Annotated in this window: 13 protein-coding genes and 1 tRNA gene; 3 read left to right on the top strand and 11 right to left on the bottom strand. The window is 33.8% G+C overall.

Annotated features, from left to right (window positions below; translation table 11 throughout):
• Positions 1–165: 165 nt before the first annotated feature.
• The 11 genes from Q1A01_RS15395 to prfB form a co-directional block, all read right to left on the bottom strand.
• Positions 166–241, bottom strand: a tRNA-His gene (locus Q1A01_RS15395).
• A 113-nt stretch (positions 242–354) separates the two neighbouring features.
• Entirely contained in the window at positions 355–1,431 is a 1,077-nt protein-coding gene (locus tag Q1A01_RS15390) for a M28 family metallopeptidase (RefSeq protein WP_299682791.1), read from the bottom strand.
• A gap of 123 nt (positions 1,432–1,554) precedes the next feature.
• Entirely contained in the window at positions 1,555–2,673 is a 1,119-nt protein-coding gene (gene dnaN, locus Q1A01_RS15385) for a DNA polymerase III subunit beta (RefSeq protein ID WP_299682788.1), read from the bottom strand.
• 121 nt (positions 2,674–2,794) lie between these two features.
• A complete protein-coding gene (gldG, locus tag Q1A01_RS15380; RefSeq protein WP_299682785.1) occupies positions 2,795–4,483 on the bottom strand; it encodes a gliding motility-associated ABC transporter substrate-binding protein GldG in 1,689 nt (562 codons plus the stop codon).
• Between the two features lie 16 nt (positions 4,484–4,499).
• Positions 4,500–5,213, bottom strand: a complete 714-nt coding sequence (gene gldF / locus Q1A01_RS15375; RefSeq protein ID WP_299682782.1) for a gliding motility-associated ABC transporter permease subunit GldF — start codon at positions 5,211–5,213, stop codon at positions 4,500–4,502.
• A 361-nt stretch (positions 5,214–5,574) separates the two neighbouring features.
• Positions 5,575–7,320 carry a helix-turn-helix domain-containing protein gene (locus Q1A01_RS15370; RefSeq protein WP_299682778.1) on the bottom strand — a complete coding sequence of 582 codons (1,746 nt, stop codon included), beginning with the start codon at positions 7,318–7,320 and terminating at the stop codon, positions 5,575–5,577.
• 83 nt (positions 7,321–7,403) lie between these two features.
• Complete coding sequence (locus Q1A01_RS15365; protein WP_299682775.1) at positions 7,404–9,839, bottom strand: TonB-dependent receptor; 2,436 nt, start codon at positions 9,837–9,839, stop codon at positions 7,404–7,406.
• A gap of 89 nt (positions 9,840–9,928) precedes the next feature.
• Complete coding sequence (locus tag Q1A01_RS15360; protein WP_299682772.1) at positions 9,929–10,282, bottom strand: hypothetical protein; 354 nt, start codon at positions 10,280–10,282, stop codon at positions 9,929–9,931.
• Between the two features lie 49 nt (positions 10,283–10,331).
• Positions 10,332–10,673 (bottom strand): arsenate reductase (glutaredoxin), encoded by a 342-nt coding sequence (gene arsC / locus Q1A01_RS15355; RefSeq protein WP_299682769.1) that lies wholly within the window; start codon positions 10,671–10,673, stop codon positions 10,332–10,334.
• A gap of 48 nt (positions 10,674–10,721) precedes the next feature.
• Positions 10,722–11,339: an HAD family phosphatase gene (locus Q1A01_RS15350; protein WP_299682766.1), complete on the bottom strand. Its 618-nt coding sequence runs from the start codon at positions 11,337–11,339 to the stop codon at positions 10,722–10,724.
• An 84-nt stretch (positions 11,340–11,423) separates the two neighbouring features.
• Positions 11,424–12,528 (bottom strand): peptide chain release factor 2 gene (gene prfB, locus Q1A01_RS15345; RefSeq protein WP_299682763.1). Its coding sequence is split into 2 segments (ribosomal slippage): positions 11,424–12,464 and positions 12,466–12,528, totalling 1,104 coding nucleotides; the frame shifts between segments, so codons are not numbered across the junction.
• Between the two features lie 184 nt (positions 12,529–12,712).
• On the opposite strand from prfB, the gene Q1A01_RS15340 reads away from it, so the two are divergent.
• From Q1A01_RS15340 to Q1A01_RS15330, 3 genes are all read left to right on the top strand, one after another.
• On the top strand, positions 12,713–13,807 hold the full coding sequence (locus tag Q1A01_RS15340) for a hypothetical protein (RefSeq protein ID WP_299682760.1): 1,095 nt from the start codon (positions 12,713–12,715) through the stop codon (positions 13,805–13,807).
• Between the two features lie 99 nt (positions 13,808–13,906).
• A complete protein-coding gene (locus tag Q1A01_RS15335; protein ID WP_299682757.1) occupies positions 13,907–16,306 on the top strand; it encodes a zinc-dependent metalloprotease in 2,400 nt (799 codons plus the stop codon).
• Positions 16,307–16,355: 49 nt separating this feature from the next.
• Complete coding sequence (locus Q1A01_RS15330; protein ID WP_299682754.1) at positions 16,356–17,378, top strand: GntG family PLP-dependent aldolase; 1,023 nt, start codon at positions 16,356–16,358, stop codon at positions 17,376–17,378.
• The last annotated feature ends 17 nt before the right edge of the window (positions 17,379–17,395 follow it).

Here is a 17,395-nt window from a genome sequence, read left to right as displayed (position 1 = left end):
ACAATTCAGAGGTGTCAAAAATGTAGAATTCTTCCTCTTTAGATTAACTAGAATATTTGCATAAACACAACAATTGGTCTTGATCCGTATAAACTTTTCTCCTTATTATTTTGATGATATTATTGTAAACAAAAAAAGTCCTTCAAAAGAAGGACTTTATAATCTGGGTGGAAGATGGGGCTCGAACCCACGACCCTTGGTACCACAAACCAATGCTCTAACCAACTGAGCTACAACCACCATTTTAATTAGCGACTGCAAAGATAATCAATATGATCATATAACCAATTATTTTATAAAAAAAGCTTCGTATTTTTTTTACGAAGCTTTCTATATATGGTTGGTTACCCTAAATTATGATTTAGGAACTGCTTTGTCTACAACTGGTCGGTCTTTGCGATTTGCTAATTCCCAAGCAGTTGCAAAAACAAGCTTCACACGTCTTAGATATAATGGGTAATTAATTTTATCAGGAGTGTCTGTTATTTTATGATAATCTTCATGTACCCCATTAAAATAAAATATGATAGGAACATTGTGTTTTGCAAAATTATAATGATCTGAACGGTAATAAAAACGATTTGGTTCGTTTTCCGCATTATAACGGTAATCCAAATTCATATTGAAATACTTCATATTTACTGCTGCAGAAATTTGATGAAGTTCTGTACTTAATTTATCAGACCCAATAAGATATATATAGTCATTGTCATTTAGGTGTTCAAAATCATTACGCCCTATCATGTCTATATTTAAATCTGCAATAGTGTTAGCAAGTGGATATACAGGGTTTTCTGCATAATATTTTGAACCATAAAGACCTTTCTCTTCTCCAGTTACGTGAAGAAATAAAATAGAACGCTTAGGCGGGTATCCATCTTTAATAGCTTGTTTAAAAGCCTCTGCCATTTCTAATAAGGCAATAGTTCCAGATCCGTCGTCATCTGCTCCGTTATATACATTTCCTTTAGAATCCATTCCAACGTGATCTAAATGCGCCGAAATGACTAATACCTCTTCAGGTTTTTCAGATCCTTTTATAAAAGCAAGAACATTTTCAGAATCATTTAATCCGCTATTTCGTCTAAAAAATTCCTTTGGGACTTTTTGAAAGTAGTTTCCATCTGGTGTTCCAGAGGCAATACCAATTTCTTTATAATAGTTACGTAAATATTCGACTGCTTTTTTCTGACCAGGCTCTCCTGTATTTCTTCCTTCCATTTCATCACTAGCATATACATAGAGCATTTCCTTAAGCTCATCTTCTGTAATTGTGGCTAAATATTTAGGAAGTACCTTGTCACCATCTCCTTCTAGTGAAGTAACATCTATATAAACAGGTTTGTCTGGAGTACTGATCTTCTTTGATTCTTTACAAGAAATTGTAATAGCACTCGCACTACAGGCGAGTATAAAAAGTAGTTTTTTCATTAAAATGATATTATAACAGGAGCTAAAGTACTTAAAATTAATGGGAAAATACGAGGAAAATAATTCTCAAAAAAAAAGCGACTTCACAATATGAAAGTCGCTTTTTTACAATTAACACTTAATCTAGTTATTGAGCATCACTGGCATTACAAGCATTGTAACGCTTTCTCCTTCGTCTAGGCCGTCTATAGGCGTTAGAATTCCAGCTCTGTTGGGTAGGGACATTTCTAAAGAAACGTCATTTGCATTCATATTATTAAGCATTTCTGTTAAGAAACGCGAGTTAAATCCAATTTGCATATCATCACCTTGATAATCACAGGTAAGGCGCTCTTCTGCTTTATTACTGTAATCAATATCTTCTGCAGAAATATTTAATTCTGCTCCTGCAATTTTTAAACGTATTTGATGTGTGGTCTTATTAGAGAATATAGACACACGACGTACAGAGTTTAAAAATTGATTACGATCTATGGTAAGTCTATTCGGATTCTCTTTTGGAATTACTGCTTCATAATTAGGGTATTTCCCATCTATAAGACGACAAATAAGCTCTACATTATCAAAAGTATATCTCGCATTAGAATCATTGTAAGCTACTGTTACATCATCATCATTAGCTCCAAGAATACTCTTTAATAAATTCAACGGTTTCTTAGGCATGATGAATTCAGCGGTTTGTGAAGCTGTTACATCTGTACGGTTATACTTTACAAGTTTATGAGCATCTGTAGCTACAAAAGTAAGCCCATCTGTAGCAAATTGGAAAAATACACCACTCATTACGGGACGTAAATCATCATTTCCACTAGCAAAAATGGTGTTACTGATCGCTGTTGCAAGAATGTTTCCTGGTATTTTAACTACACTAGGATCTTCTAATGATACTGCATTTGGAAATTCAGCACCATCTGCATAGGCAAGTGCATACTTACCATGATTAGAACTAATCTCTACGGTATTGTTTTCTTCCTGTGTAAACGTAAGTGGTTGCTCAGGAAATGTTTTTAAAGTATCAAGAAGTAACCTCGCTGGTAGTGCAATAGTTCCTTGATCTTCAGATTCAACCTCCAGTTTTGACATCATGGTTGTTTCTAAGTCTGATGCAGAAACCGTAAGTGAATTACCATCTAATTCAAATAAGAAATTATCTAAAATGGGAAGTGTGTTGCTATTATTAATAACACCACCTAAGACCTGTAATTGTTTGAGTAAGTATGAACTAGAGACTATAAATTTCATAGTAAATGTTGGGTTTGCTATTGCAAAATTTGAATTGTTTGAAATTGTATTTCTGATACAGAAATATCTACTTACAAATATATTTTAAAAGCTACGGTCTAAGAAAGAAACTTATTAACAGCTATCTTGCATATTTACGTTTGCGAAGTGTAAAAAATAGGGTTCCAAAAATTAGAAGTATCGCTAGCGGAAGCCCTATTGTTAAGGCTTGCCACTTGTTAATGCTGTTTACAACTTTTGGAGTGTCCAGAAATGGAAGGGCAATATCTTTGCTGCGTATGTTAATAAGACCATTGTCATCAAGAAGATAATTGACTGTATTCAGCAAAAACTCTTTATTTCCGTACTGTCGTCTGGTAAAATAATCAAAGCCTAATTCTAATGGGTTTCCTTTGCCATCAACATCATTTGCAATAAGATCTCCGTCGGCAATAACCACCATTTTAGATGTTCTTTTTGCGCTTTCGCGAAAGCGTATACTGTCTAACGTAAATGGGCGAATTCGATTTTTAAATGCTGATTCAAATGGTCCTTCTAAAAGTACAGCCAGTGGTTGTGGACCTGCTTGATAATCTTGCTCATTAGGTTCGATTGATATTTGATCTAATGAAATTTCTTGAGGAGTGCCTTCTAATCGTGTAAGCACGCTAGAAGATAGTAATACTGTTTTTTTAATAGAAGATGTATTGTTAAGAACTTCTATTTGATTGGCATAGTTAAAGCGTACAGGACGTTCAATATTCGTATTAATAGGATGTGTGTTAAAAGAAGGAGTGACGGGTTGGTAAAACCAAGGTAACTCCTGATACTTTGATTGACTTCCATCTCCAGAAGCTAGACTTAAAGGTGCTGAATATAAATCTTTCACCAATACAGGATTGATGCGAATACCATATTTAAAAAATAGATCGTTTAGATTTAAATTTCTAGGAAATGCTAATGCTTTTCCATCAGTATTTCGCAGGCTGTCATTCTCCATTGCCACAGCATCGATAAGCCATAAGGAGTTTCCCCCATTAAGTATATATTGATCCAATACAAACTTTTGAGCATCTGTAAATGCTTTGGTAGGTTTTGCAACAACGACAAGATCAAATGTGTTTTGTAATGCGCGTAGCGCTTTTTCGGGATCTTCAGAAACAGCACTCATGGGAAAAGGAGCAATGCTATAAGTTTCTCCAAGTTTAAGAAACATATCTGCAATCTTAGCATCCGGAAGTTCTCCATTATCTTTTAGTACAGCAATACGCTTAGTTTTTGCATTTAAAATACGGTTAAAACCATCTATAAAAGCATATTCTAAGTTTTGAATAGAAGCATACACAAATTGCTCTGGCGATGCTCCAGCAATATTTTTAATAAGGGATATGGGTACCGCTTTTCCATGATGATTTGCAGTCGCCCAAGGAAAAAGTGTCTGTTTTGTTTCTTCTCCATTACGTTTTACGGTAAGTGGAAGTGGTGTCATACCAAAACTAACAAACTGTTGTGTGACAGCATTTGCGTCGGCATTATTTTCTACAGGATTTGAAATCGAAAAAGTAACATTTGGATTGTAATTGGAAATTTCTTCTAATAAATATCGTGTCTCGTTTTGAAGCTTTCTAAATTCAGGTTGAAGATCACCTTCCAAGAAAACATCTACAATAAGCGGACTTTTTATTTGGTCAATGACAGCCTTTGCAGGATCGCTTAGGGTGTATCTTTTATCTTGCGTAAGATCATAACGTTTATGAAAATGGGATGCTATATAATTCACTACGATCAAGGCAATGATAGCAGGAATAAGAGCAGGTATTTTTTTTAACATTTTCACGAAAGGATACTTATCTGGTTTTTTGTAATTTATTTTTGGTTAGATATATGAAAAATGCAATAAGGCTTATAAAATAAATGACATCTCGTGTATCGATAACACCTCTACTAATACTGTCATAATGTGTTTGCATTCCGAAATTAGCTATAAATGTACTTGTGTAACTCGCTATACCTTCTATTCCAAAATAAAATATAAAGCAGAACAGTACTGCTGTGATAAATGCAACAATTTGGTTGTCAGATAGGGTGGAAGCATAGATTCCCATGGCACTAAAACTAGCGGCTAAAAGAACTAATCCTATATAAGATCCTATAGTAACACCTACATCTAAGTTTCCAACTGGATTTCCTAATTGATGAATGGCTATTACATAAATAAGTGTAGGAAGTATAGCAATAATTAAAAGCACTAGGGCACCAAAATATTTTCCTAAAACAAGTTGTAATGTAGAAATAGGTTTTGTTAAGAGTAATTCTAGGGTTCCTGTCTTTTGCTCATCACTAAAACTACGCATAGTTATAGCAGGGATAAGGAAAATAAAAATCCAAGGCGCTAACTGAAAAAAAGGAGCTAAATCTGCAAATCCAGAACCAGGAATATTAAACTCTCCTTCAAATACCCATAGAAATAAACCCGTGACAACTAGAAATAAACTAATCACCAAATATCCTATTGGGGAAGCAAAAAATGAATTAATTTCTTTTTTTAAGATTGCTAGCAAAGACTCTATTTTTAATAGGGGTTGTTTAGAATGTAAATCTAGTATAGTTTTTTAAACTGTAAAAGTTTATTAGTTATAAATACTAATACTCGTATAACTTAGATGTGTTATAAATATTTCATAACATGTTTAAAAAGAATATAAAATCCATAATCTAATACGTGATGATGGGAGTGAGGTTTCTGTTTTATCACAAGGTCATTGATTTTAGTTTATTTGTGTGTGCAATTCATAGAATGCATATACGTTATAAAATAATTTCAATATGTTACAATATAGCAATGGTATTAAACTTAGGTATAGAAACTTAATATACTTTCTTAGTATAAAAATAATTCTAAAACTTTTATGAAAAATTAATTCAGGTTTTTGCCTGTTTTTTTAAGTGTTTTATAAAATAAGATGGATTAAGACCCGTAGCTCTTTTAAAGGCCGCGGTAAAAGATTCGGAATTATTAAACCCAGCTTCTTCACTTATCCCTTTAATTGTATAGTGTTGGATTTTAGAATTATTTTTAAGTTCTCTTATGGTGTAATCTATTCTAAGATCATTTATATAGTGAATAAATGTTTTCTCTTTATAGATATTAATTATTTTAGATAAGTATCGTGTATTTGTTGAAAAACGTTTTGCCAATATATTTAAAGTAATATTTGATTTTAAAAAATGATTGCCTTGTTCAAAATGTTTTAACTGATTTAAAATACTTAAAACCAAATCCTTGTCTATTTTGATTTCTTTGTCATCTATGTTTTTGTGTTTTCTGGTCTTTTTTTCTTCTGAGTTAGGTTCTGAAATTAATATGTTAAAACGCTTTTTATAAATTTTATGCTTTCTTAATTGAAAAATAAGTAATAATCCTAGAAGGCATACAATCATTATTAAATAAGCTGTTCTATTTGAAAGAGAAGAATTTGTATGTTCTAAATTCTCAATTGCTTTCTCCTTACTTTTTAATAAAGTAGGAGTATCATATTCGGCATGGAGTTTATTTAAGGTCTTTATTTTTCGTTCACTTATGATGCTATCAAAAACTAAGATTTTATTGATGGTTTGTATTTGAGAAATGTATTTTTTTTCTTTCTCATACTTTTTAGATAGGAATTCGTAAATTTCTCTAGTTTCTGGTATAACGGTATTATATGCATCTAGCAAAGAATCTGTTGTAAGGAAATATCTTTCTGTTTCTTTTTCGTTTTCTGATAATGCTAAATTTAGTTTTCCTAAGTAAAATTGAGATAAAATATAATGTTTAGGAAAAAAAGTAGTGAAATCGTTTACGTTTATACGTCCACAAACATCTTCAATTTTTTCTTTAGCATCTTTATAGTTTCCTTTATAATATTGATTTATTCCTTCATTAATTGTAGCGGCATCCTTATAAGTTTTAAATAAGGAATCATTAATTGATTGACTGGAAATACGATTATAGTAATAGGTGGCAGAATCGTATTTTTTTAGATATCTCATAGCTTCTGCTATGCTAATTTCTAATTCCATTTTTCCAATTGGATTTAATGAATCTCTTTTGTTAGTAGAAGTTAGATAAGAATATCTTTTTTTGTAAAGGGAAATCGCTTCATCATATTTTCCTATAGCGCTTTTTATTGTTGCGATTGATTGAATGTTAAGACCTATATAGAAGTCTGACTCATATTTTTTTGATAGTTCTAATGCCTTTAAACGATATACTAATGATTTCTCATATTCATATTGATTACTGTAAATGATGCCAGCTATTCCATATACTTGTATCAATCTTGGGTTTTCTACTCCTTTACTTTCAGATATAGCAGTTTCTATTAGACTAATTTGCTTTTCTTTATCTTTTTCATATGCGGCTAAATTACTGAGCGCATAAAGTCTATGAATAGTATCATTATTGACTGTTGCCTTTTCTAGATAAGTAGAAAGGTAGGAATTAACTTTTTTGGAGTTATTAATATTTTTATATAGCTGCTTATATAAGTAACCATAGGACTTATCCTTAAGCGAATCTGGAATAGTATAAGGAGTTTTGTTTTGAGAATAGGTGTGAGTTGTAAAACTTAAAATAAGGAAAAGTATCGAGGCGTAAAATATTTGTTTATACGTTTTTACGTTCATGAAATAATAACTTTTTTTGAAAAATACTCATTTTAATTATAAGTATCTATTATCAATCAAAGTAATTATCTATCATAGATAATTTATCCTTCAAAATCTTCTTCTCCACCACCGAATCCTCTTCCTGAACGCTCTCGTTTTTTCTTTTGATTAAAACGATATGTAAATGATAGATTTATAGAACGTTCTCTAAATTGAAACTCACTTTCTCCAGGAAAGGGAAAGTTTACAGTAGCTCTACGTACACGAGAATTAAAAATATCTCTAATGTTAAGTGCTAAAGAAGCTTTTTCCTTAAATAAATCTTTACTAAATGCGAAGTCTGCTGAGAAGATCCCTTCATTTTCATTTTGTGCATTTACAGAGGGACCACGATAATTGATACGTGTTTGCCAATCAATACGACCTGGTAAAGTATACTTGTTGTTAAGTCTAGCTGTCCATGTAAAGTTACTAGCCCCAAAATCAATACCATCAAACTCTCCAACAGTTTCTGAGTTAAATACATTAATATTTGCGTTTACTCTCCACTTTTTCGTAGGTGAATAGGTAAGTGTTGCTTCGACACCAATTCTATCATTCCTTGATAGATTGATGGGGGTTCTTGTTAAAACAGCTTCTTCTTCACCATTTACAATCGTAGTAGTTCCTGTATCTAAGAAAACAAACTGGAAGGTGTCTTCGGTACGCCTAAAGAATATAGAACCATTCAGGGTGAGTGATTTACTAATTTTATTAAGGTATCCTAAGTCTACACCATTTGATAAACTTGGATTAAGGTTAGGGTTACCCTGAAAAAACGTCGTAGCACTTGATCTAGATGGAAACGGATTTAAAAAGAACCCACGAGGCCTTCTAATACGTCTGTTATAACCAAAGCTAACAGTCTCCTTTTCGTTTAATTCATAGTTTAAATTTACTGTAGGAAAAAAATTGGTAAAATCTCTACTATTAAAATCACTAACAGTCTGCTGGTCAATTTCAATATCAGTATATTCCATACGTAAGCCTAGTAAGAAATTGAATTTATTTATTTTGCTTCCGTATTGTGTATATAATGCATGAATATTTTCTTTAAATATCAAACTGTTGGTCAGGTCTGTATTCAATAATAATGCTCCATTTTGATTATCATCATCTATACTATTATCAAATACAATAAAATCAGTATCTAAATCTCTAATATTTCCTCGATACCCAGCTTCAAAACGAGCATTATCTCCAAGAGGTTGTACAAAATCTACTTGTGCAAAGAAACGGGTTTGATCTTCTATCGTTTCGTTAGTTTCTAGTTCAGTAGGAATACTTGTGTTTAGCGAACTATTTCTAATATCAGTAAATTCTGTTTCTTCTGAGTTTTCATATTGAAATTCTATAGACAGATTTCCATCGTTTTCCCATCTTTTATCAAAATTTAAACTAAACTGTGTTGTAAGATCTACTTCTGTTTCTGGTGCAAAACGTTGTGATAAAAAGATATCACTCCCAGAGGTTTGTGTAATATTATTTACAGATTCATTTTCATTATCACTATCTCTAACTACCGCAGAAGCTGTAATGCTAGTATTATCATCTATATAATACTCAACACCAAAGTTTGCAGTAAGACCACCACGTTCTCTACTAAATTCTCTTTCCTCAAGTAGCGAACCATCATTTTCTATACGACTTGTAAAGCTATTACCTTCAGAACCTCTGATGTTATAGCCTCCAGTAGCAAAAATATTGAAATCGCCAGTTCTGTAGTTTACATTTCCAGAAATACCTTTTGTTCCAAAGTTTCCTATGTTGGCAGTAACGGCACCATTTAACCCTTGTAATTTACTTCTTCTAAGAATGATATTAAGTATTCCAGCACTTCCCTCTGCATCATATCGAGCAGATGGAGATGTAATCACTTCTACACGCTCTATGGACTCTGCAGGAAGTTGTCTTAAAGCATCAGTTCCGCTTAATCCTATAAGACCTGAAGGTTTTCCATTAATTAAGATACGTACATCATCATTGCCTCGCAATGCTACATTCCCTTCTACATCTACAGTTACTGATGGTACATTGTCTAAAACATCAGAAACGGATGCTCCTCTTACCGTTAGATCTTTACCTATATTATAAATTTGTTTATCTAATTTATATTCTACCGTTGTTTTTTCTGCGATAACAGTTACTTCTTCTAAGGTAGCAGCATCAATTTCTAAATTAACAGTGCCTAAAGAAGTGTTTTTAAATAATTTTTGAGCTTTGAGTATAACAGGTTGAAATGAAATATATTCTATTTTTATATCATATACCCCGGCAGATGTTTTAATCGAAAATGTTCCATCTGTATTTGTGATCCCTCCATTAACGTTTTCTGGGTTACGACTATTTATAAGTGTAATGGTCGCATATTCTAAAGGCACAGCACCTTGTTTGTCTTGTACCTTACCAGATAGTGTGATTTCTTTTCCTTGTGGCGATTGTGCTTGAAGCGAAAAAATAACAAAAAAAAGTAAAATAGCGATAATGATTGGTTTCATTTTATGAATTTTCGTCGAAATTACTCCATAAAAAAACGCCAGTTGTTAAACTGGCGTTAATCTGTATGTTAAACAGTAGTTAAAAGAATTTATCCTTTTCTAATGTCCTTTGCTAGTTCTTGGAATTTTGCATATTGAGTTTCATCAAGTATGTTTTTCATATTTGAATCTTCTCTATCGTTTATTTTTTTAAGCTTCTCTGCTTTTAAATCTGCTGTCATTCCAGTAGACTCAGTTACTGTTTTTCTAGATTGAGCAAAAACACCCATAATTTTAGTTACTGAAGCAACTTGCTGTGGCGATAGATTTAATTTCTGAGTTAACATCTCAACAACTCCTGTTTGTAAAGAACTTTTAACAGGAACTTTCTGAGCTGATACTTGTGCTTGAGCAACTCCTAATCCTAGGAAACATAGCGCTACAATTGCGATTATTTTTTTCATAATGAATAAGTAATATTATTTAGATAGAATTTAATTTTATGGTGTCAATTTACAAAATAGATTTAATATTTGAGGGTGGACGACCTATAATTGCTTCTTTTCCATTCACAACAATGGGTCTTTGTATTAATTTTGGGTGAGTCGCAAGGGCTTTTATGATTTCATTATCAGTTAGTTCTTTGCCTTTATAACTTTCCTTCCATATCGTTTCTTCTATACGTACAAGTTCTATAGGTTTAACCCCTAATGTATTTATTAGACGCTCTAATGTAGGAACAGGAAGCTGTTCATCCATATACTTTATGATTTGAAAGCGCTTGCCAGAGGCTTCAACAATGGCTAATCCTTCTCTACTTTTTGAACATTTCGGGTGGTGATATATTTTGATCATAATGGGTTTGCTTTCGTAAAAGCGGACTAAAAAATTAATGGTTGTTATTTATATAGTAATTCCTAAGGTTCTTAATTGTATTTCTAATGTAGGCGCATTTTTAAAATGAATACCAGTAATACCAACAGCTTCACAGCCTTCTATGTTTGCATAGCTATCATCTATAAAAACGGCCTCTTCTGGTTGTATATGATATCGTTCAAGCATAAGGTTATATATATTGGCAAATGGTTTGCGCATATGTTCATCTCCGGAGACAAGAATTCCTTCAAACCATTGTAACCAAGGGAACTTTGCAATAGCTTTTGGCCATGTCTCTCCACTCCAATTGGTTAATGCTAAAACCCTATAATTAGGGTTGTCTATTAATTTTTTTAAGATGGCTAGTGTTCCCTCATGAGCAAAACCTAACATTTCTTCCCAGCGTCCATAATACATTCTGATAAGGGATTCATATTCTGGAAATAGAGCGATACGTTCTTCGGTAGCTTTGGCTATTGGATAGCCAGCATCCTGATTTACATTCCAATCCCAAGCACATATATGCTGTAAAAACCAATCCATTTTTGCGCGATCTCCTCTAAATTCTTTGAGATACACATATTCTGGACTCCAGTCTATTAAGACACCTCCTAAATCAAATATGATTGTTTTAATTTCTTTCATACTTCTTTTTACGCTTTATCGCTTTGCTCTCCCTCTGGTCGTGAATCTCACAAGTTCGATTTCGCGAAAGCGTATATATCTTACTTATAATTGATCACTTGCTTCTTCTTGTCCCATAGCCATAAGATAACTCTTTAAAAAGGCATCTATTTCTCCGTCTAATACTTTTTCGGGCTGTCTATATTCGTAATTTGTACGATGATCTTTTACACGCCTATCATCTAATACATACGATCGTATTTGTGATCCCCATTCTATTTTCATCTTACTAGCTTCTATATCCTGACGCGCTTCCATGCGTTTGCGTAATTCGATTTCATATAATTGCGATCGAAGCATTTGTAGAGCAGTAGCTCTGTTATCATGCTGAGATCTACTATCAGAACAAGAAATCTTAATACCGCTAGGGAAGTGGGTAAGCTGAACTTTAGTTTCTACTTTGTTTACATTTTGTCCCCCTGCTCCAGAAGATCGTGCTGTGACAATTTCATAATCTGCAGGATTTAGATCAATTTCTATAGTATCATCTACGAGTGGGTATACGTATACAGAGGCAAATGATGTATGACGTTTTGCATTACTGTCAAAAGGAGAAATACGAACCAATCTATGTACGCCATTTTCACTTTTAAGCCATCCAAAAGCAAATTCTCCATCTATTTCTAGTGTTACGGTATTAATACCAGCAACATCACCTTCTTGAAAATTAAGCTCTTTTACTTTATATCCTTTCTTTTCTGCCCACATTAAATACATACGCATAAGCATACTCGCCCAATCACAGGCTTCTGTACCACCAGCACCAGCAGTAATTTGTAAGACAGCACTCATTTCATCTCCCTCTTCAGAAAGCATATTTCTAAATTCAATATTCTCTAATAGATCTAATGTAGTGTCATATTGATTGAGAACCTCTTCTTCAGAAGCGTCACCTTCCTTTGCAAACTCATACAATACTTCAAGGTCTTCAGCTAGAGAATTTACCTTTTCATAATCTTTGACCCATTTTTTCTTAGAGCGAAGTATTTTCATAAAAGCTTCAGCTTCTTTTGCATTATTCCAAAAGTTGGGATCAAACGTTTTCTCTTCTTCGTTTGCTATTTCAATAAGCTTTCGATCTATGTCAAAGATATCTCCTTAAGCTAGTAATGCGCTCTTGGAGTGATTTTAATTGTTCTGCTGTAATCATAATGGTTGTAAAGTAGATATCAAAAATAAAAGATTACAATAGAACTTCAATGATTTAATTGAGATACTTATTAAGTTTATATGATGATTCATTGAAATTTCTGACATAGTATTTATATAGAAATTTTGTAATTTTATTGAATAACACCGACATAGCAAAGTATACTATTAAAAAACTACACGCTATGATACGTACTTCTTACCTTTTATTATTTCTAACGATGTTCCTTTTTTCTTGTACTTCAGATACGGGAGAAGATGAATTACTTGTTTCTAATACAACAACACTTTCTGAATCTATAAGTGATGTTACAGATAATCAAAATGAAATACAAACATTAGGTGAGATTCAAGACATACGAGGTAATGACGGCTGTACCAATGTGGTAGTTGTTAATGGATATGCATATGCTACTTGTGGCGCTACCATTCAAATAGCAGAATTAGCAACAGATCAACGTAGTGCTGTATCTATTGCGGCAGATGATATTGCTGTAGATCCTGTTAATGAATTATTATTTATACAAAGAGGGACTACGATCCAAATGCTTACCTATTCAGATCCATCAGCGCCTGAAGTTGTGGCTACTGTTTCTGCAAACTTTGCCATCTTTTCTGGGCTATCAGCAGCCAATTGTGTACTTGCTGTTTCTGGAGGTGCTGGCGGTTCGAACACTCAAATTTTTAATTACTCAGCATCACAAGGTACATTAGAATTAGCTACCAACGGTATTCCAATTGTCGATAATCGCACAGGAGCTCCAGATGTTTTTGTAAGACCTGTTTCGGGAGGAGCACAAGGGTTTTACTCGCAAGATTTAGGAAATGTAGCCAATTGGGGTATCCAGATTGTAAATTTTAATGGAGCGGGAGAAGTCTTATCTATACCAGATGTTATTGTTTTGACTCCAGGACAATTCCAAGGACCGTTTGGAGCGCCTTTTGGACCTGCAAACTTTCCAGTAGAAAGTGAATATCTTAATGGAAGCTTGTATGTCGCAAACTTTGCTGCAAATGGAATAGAAGTCATCGATCTTGATGCTAATAATGCAGTGTCTCAAATCCCTTTAGGGTATGAGCCTACTAATATAGGCACAGATGGCGAATTTCTTTTTGTAGTTGGCGTTACTCATACGGAAGTAGATGTTATAGATCCTTCGTCTTCAAGTGTGATTATATCTTTAGGAACTTTAAATCAACCTACGGGTGTTGCTGCAAATGAGACACATGTGGCAGTTGCTGATCAGTCATTAGGTCTTGTCGTTATTCCTAGATCATAGTTGTTTATAACTGTGTATATTTTATGTTGATGGATTTCTAATTACGCTTTCGCGAAAGCGTACAAACCCCTATCTTAGGTCTCTTCAAATACAAGAGATATGAGAAAGACGTTATTAGTATTATGTATCGCTGTTTTTTATGCTGTAACTGCTAATGCCCAATTTTTAGAAGGCAAAAAAGATCTTCAAACACAGGATGGATATTTTAAGGTGCATTACGATGAAAGTGCAGATAAACTTTATCTTGAAGTTGATAAAATAGATCAAGAGTTTTTATATGTACATTCCTTGCGTACGGGTCTTGGTTCTAATGATATTGGTCTTGATAGAGGGCAGTTAGGAGGCTCTGCAATTGTATACTTTAAAAAAGCAGGTAATAAATTATTATTAGTACAACCTAATCAGAATTACAGGGCAAATACCTCTAATGAGTTAGAACGTAAATCTATACAAGAAGCTTTTGCGACATCTGTATTATATGGTTTCCCTATTAAAGAAACAAAAGGGAATACTTATGTGATTGATGTTACACCTTTTCTAATGGAAGATACACATGGTGTTGCGTCGCGTTTAAAATTTCAAAAAGAAGGAAATTATAAAATAGATAAGAATAGAAGTGCTTTAGCTATGGAGCGCACAAAGAGTTTTCCTAAAAACACAGAATTTGAAGCATTACTAACATTTAAAGGACAACCTACAGGTAGAAATATACGATCAGTGGCACCAGATGCTTCTTCAGTATCTCTTGTACAGCATTATTCTTTTGTAGAATTACCTGATGATGGATATACACCTAGAGCTTTTGATCCTAGAGCAGGAAATATTTCTACTACCTATTTAGATTATGCAACTCCTGTACAGGAGCCTATTCGTAAGCGATATGCGAATAGACACCGATTACTTAAGAAAAATCCAAATGCTGCCGTAAGTGAAGCTGTAGAGCCTATTATTTATTATTTAGATCCAGGAACGCCTGAGCCTGTTCGCTCTGCATTATTAGAAGGTGCTAGTTGGTGGAATCAGGCCTATGAAGCCATTGGTTTTAAAGACGCTTTTCAAGTAAAGATGTTACCTGAAAATGCAGACCCTATGGATTTACGATACAATGTCATTCAATGGGTGCATCGTAGCACACGGGGTTGGAGTTATGGAGCAAGTGTTACCGATCCTCGTACTGGAGAGATTATTAAAGGGCATGTTAGTTTGGGAAGTTTACGTATACGACAAGATTTTTTAATTGCGCAAGCACTTATGAACAAGCCTTTTGCACAAAGTGATGACAATTACCAGCCTATGTTAGAAATGGCATTAGCACGTATACGTCAGTTAAGTGCTCATGAGGTTGGACATACTATTGGTTTTGCACATAATTTTGCCGCAAGCCCTAATGGTAGAGCTAGTGTGATGGATTATCCGCACCCAACATTACGATTAAAAAATGGTACTGTAGATTTTTCAGATGCATATGCTACAGGAATAGGAGAGTGGGATAAAGTAACAGTGGCGTATAGTTATGGGATTGTACCTACAGGTGTGACAGAAAATGATTATTTAAATAATGTACTAGAAACTGCAGAAAAAAACGGATTGCGTTATATTACAGATAGTGACGCAAGACCACAAGGTGGTGCTCATTATAAAGCTCATCTTTGGGATAATGGTACGCAAGCAGATGAAGAATTAGAAAATGTACTTGAACTACGTAAGCATGCTATTGCTAACTTTTCTGTTGATAATATACGTACAAATGAACCGTATTCTGTATTGGAAGATGTTTTTGTGCCTCTTTATTTTTATCACCGTTATCAAACGGAAGCAGCTGTTAAAATGATAGGAGGACTAGATTATAATTACGCAATAAAAGGTGATACTCAGATTAAAGTTACAGAAGTGTTAGATGCTAAAGCACAAAAACAAGCGCTAGAAAGTGTGCTTAAGACCTTAAAAGCAAATGCACTTATGATCCCTAAAGATAAACTGGCATTATTCCCGCCTAGAGCTCATGGGTATAATCGAACGCGTGAGAGTTTTAAAAGTAAAACAGGTGTTGCTTTTGATGCGTTAGGTGCTCCGGCTACCGCAAGTGATATGACATTAGGATTATTATTACATCCAGAACGTGCTAATCGATTAGTGCAACAAAAAGCACTAGATGCAAAACAATTAGGTTTACAAGAGATGTTAGAGATATTAGTTAAAGAGACATTAAATAGTAAAGAGAAGGATGCTTATAAGAATGAAGTTCAGACTACAGTTAATTATAATGTGGTGAAACATCTTTTAAACTTGTATGTGCATCCTAATGCAATTCCACAAACAAAAGCAACTGTAAAGTATGTGTTGCGTTCTAAAATTCTTCCTTCTTTAAGTATGACGAATGCGAATGATATGAATATGATAGATCAAATCAAGAAAACATTGGATAAGCCTGAAACATTTAAAGTGCTTCCTTCTCCAAAAATTCCAGATGGTTCTCCTATTGGATGTTTTCAAGAATAGTATGCACACATTTATTAGAATGATATAATTAATTCGCTATAATTTTTTTATGAAAATAGATTTACGATCAGATACACTTACTAAGCCCACTCCAGAGATGTTGGAGTTTATGATGAATGCCGAAGTAGGTGATGATGTATATAAGGAAGATCCATCTGTAAATGAATTAGAACGTCGTATTGCAACTATGTTCGGAATGGATAGTGCATTGTATTTCCCGACAGGGAGTATGACAAATCAAGCAGCTATAAAAATTCATACACAACCGGGGGAACAATTAATCGCAGATGCGTATGCACATGTGTATAATTATGAAGGAGGAGGTGTCTCTTTTAATAGTGGGGTGTCTTGTAAACTATTATCAGGACATAGGGGGATGATTACAGCTTCCCAAGTAGAAGAAGCCATCAACCCACCAGATTTTTATCATAGTCCGCTTACGACTTTAGTTTGTTTAGAGAATACCACTAACAAAGGAGGAGGTGCTTGTTATGATTTTGAGGAAATTAAAAATATAAAGAAGGTTTGTGATCAACATGGTTTAGGGTTTCACTTAGATGGAGCACGTCTATGGAATGCTATGGTGGCTAACAATGAAGACCCTAAAAGTTATGGGGAAGTATTTGATACGATTTCGGTATGCCTATCTAAAGGGTTAGGAGCACCTATGGGATCTGTACTCGTAGGTAAACAACAATTTATGGACAAGGCTATTCGTGTGCGTAAAATACTAGGAGGAGGAATGCGTCAGGTTGGATACATGGCTGCTGCGGGTATATATGCGTTAAATCATCATATAGATAGAATGGCTATTGATCACCAAAGAGCTAAAGAATTGGGGAGCCAATTAGAAAAAATAGCTGTAGTTACATCTGTTGAACCTATTGATACAAATATTGTCATATTTAAGCTTGCTGAAGGACCTTTAAAACAGCGATTTATGGAGGAGCTAACGGAAAAACAAATTTTTATAAGTGATATGGGGCAAGGAAAGTTACGTATTGTTACACATTTGGATTATTCTGAAGCACATCATGAACGTTTCTTAGCGTTTTTACAGAAATTTAAATAGATGATTTTCTTCCAATT

The sequence above is a fragment of the uncultured Dokdonia sp. genome (assembly GCF_947492815.1).
Classification (GTDB): domain Bacteria; phylum Bacteroidota; class Bacteroidia; order Flavobacteriales; family Flavobacteriaceae; genus Dokdonia.
Note: the sequence above shows the minus strand (reverse complement) of the source record. Positions and strands in the feature narration are given on the sequence as shown.

What these genes read in the sequence shown, in the direction of transcription:
- Q1A01_RS15390 (WP_299682791.1), bottom strand. Translation starts at nt 1,431, where the DNA reads ATGAAAAAACTACTTTTTATACTCGCCTGTAGTGCGAGTGCTATTACA.
- dnaN (WP_299682788.1), bottom strand. Translation starts at nt 2,673, where the DNA reads ATGAAATTTATAGTCTCTAGTTCATACTTACTCAAACAATTACAGGTC.
- gldG (WP_299682785.1), bottom strand. Translation starts at nt 4,483, where the DNA reads ATGTTAAAAAAAATACCTGCTCTTATTCCTGCTATCATTGCCTTGATC.
- Q1A01_RS15370 (WP_299682778.1), bottom strand. Translation starts at nt 7,320, where the DNA reads ATGAACGTAAAAACGTATAAACAAATATTTTACGCCTCGATACTTTTC.
- Q1A01_RS15365 (WP_299682775.1), bottom strand. Translation starts at nt 9,839, where the DNA reads ATGAAACCAATCATTATCGCTATTTTACTTTTTTTTGTTATTTTTTCG.
- Q1A01_RS15360 (WP_299682772.1), bottom strand. Translation starts at nt 10,282, where the DNA reads ATGAAAAAAATAATCGCAATTGTAGCGCTATGTTTCCTAGGATTAGGA.
- arsC (WP_299682769.1), bottom strand. Translation starts at nt 10,673, where the DNA reads ATGATCAAAATATATCACCACCCGAAATGTTCAAAAAGTAGAGAAGGA.
- Q1A01_RS15350 (WP_299682766.1), bottom strand. Translation starts at nt 11,339, where the DNA reads ATGAAAGAAATTAAAACAATCATATTTGATTTAGGAGGTGTCTTAATA.
- Q1A01_RS15340 (WP_299682760.1), top strand. Translation starts at nt 12,713, where the DNA reads ATGATACGTACTTCTTACCTTTTATTATTTCTAACGATGTTCCTTTTT.
- Q1A01_RS15335 (WP_299682757.1), top strand. Translation starts at nt 13,907, where the DNA reads ATGAGAAAGACGTTATTAGTATTATGTATCGCTGTTTTTTATGCTGTA.
- Q1A01_RS15330 (WP_299682754.1), top strand. Translation starts at nt 16,356, where the DNA reads ATGAAAATAGATTTACGATCAGATACACTTACTAAGCCCACTCCAGAG.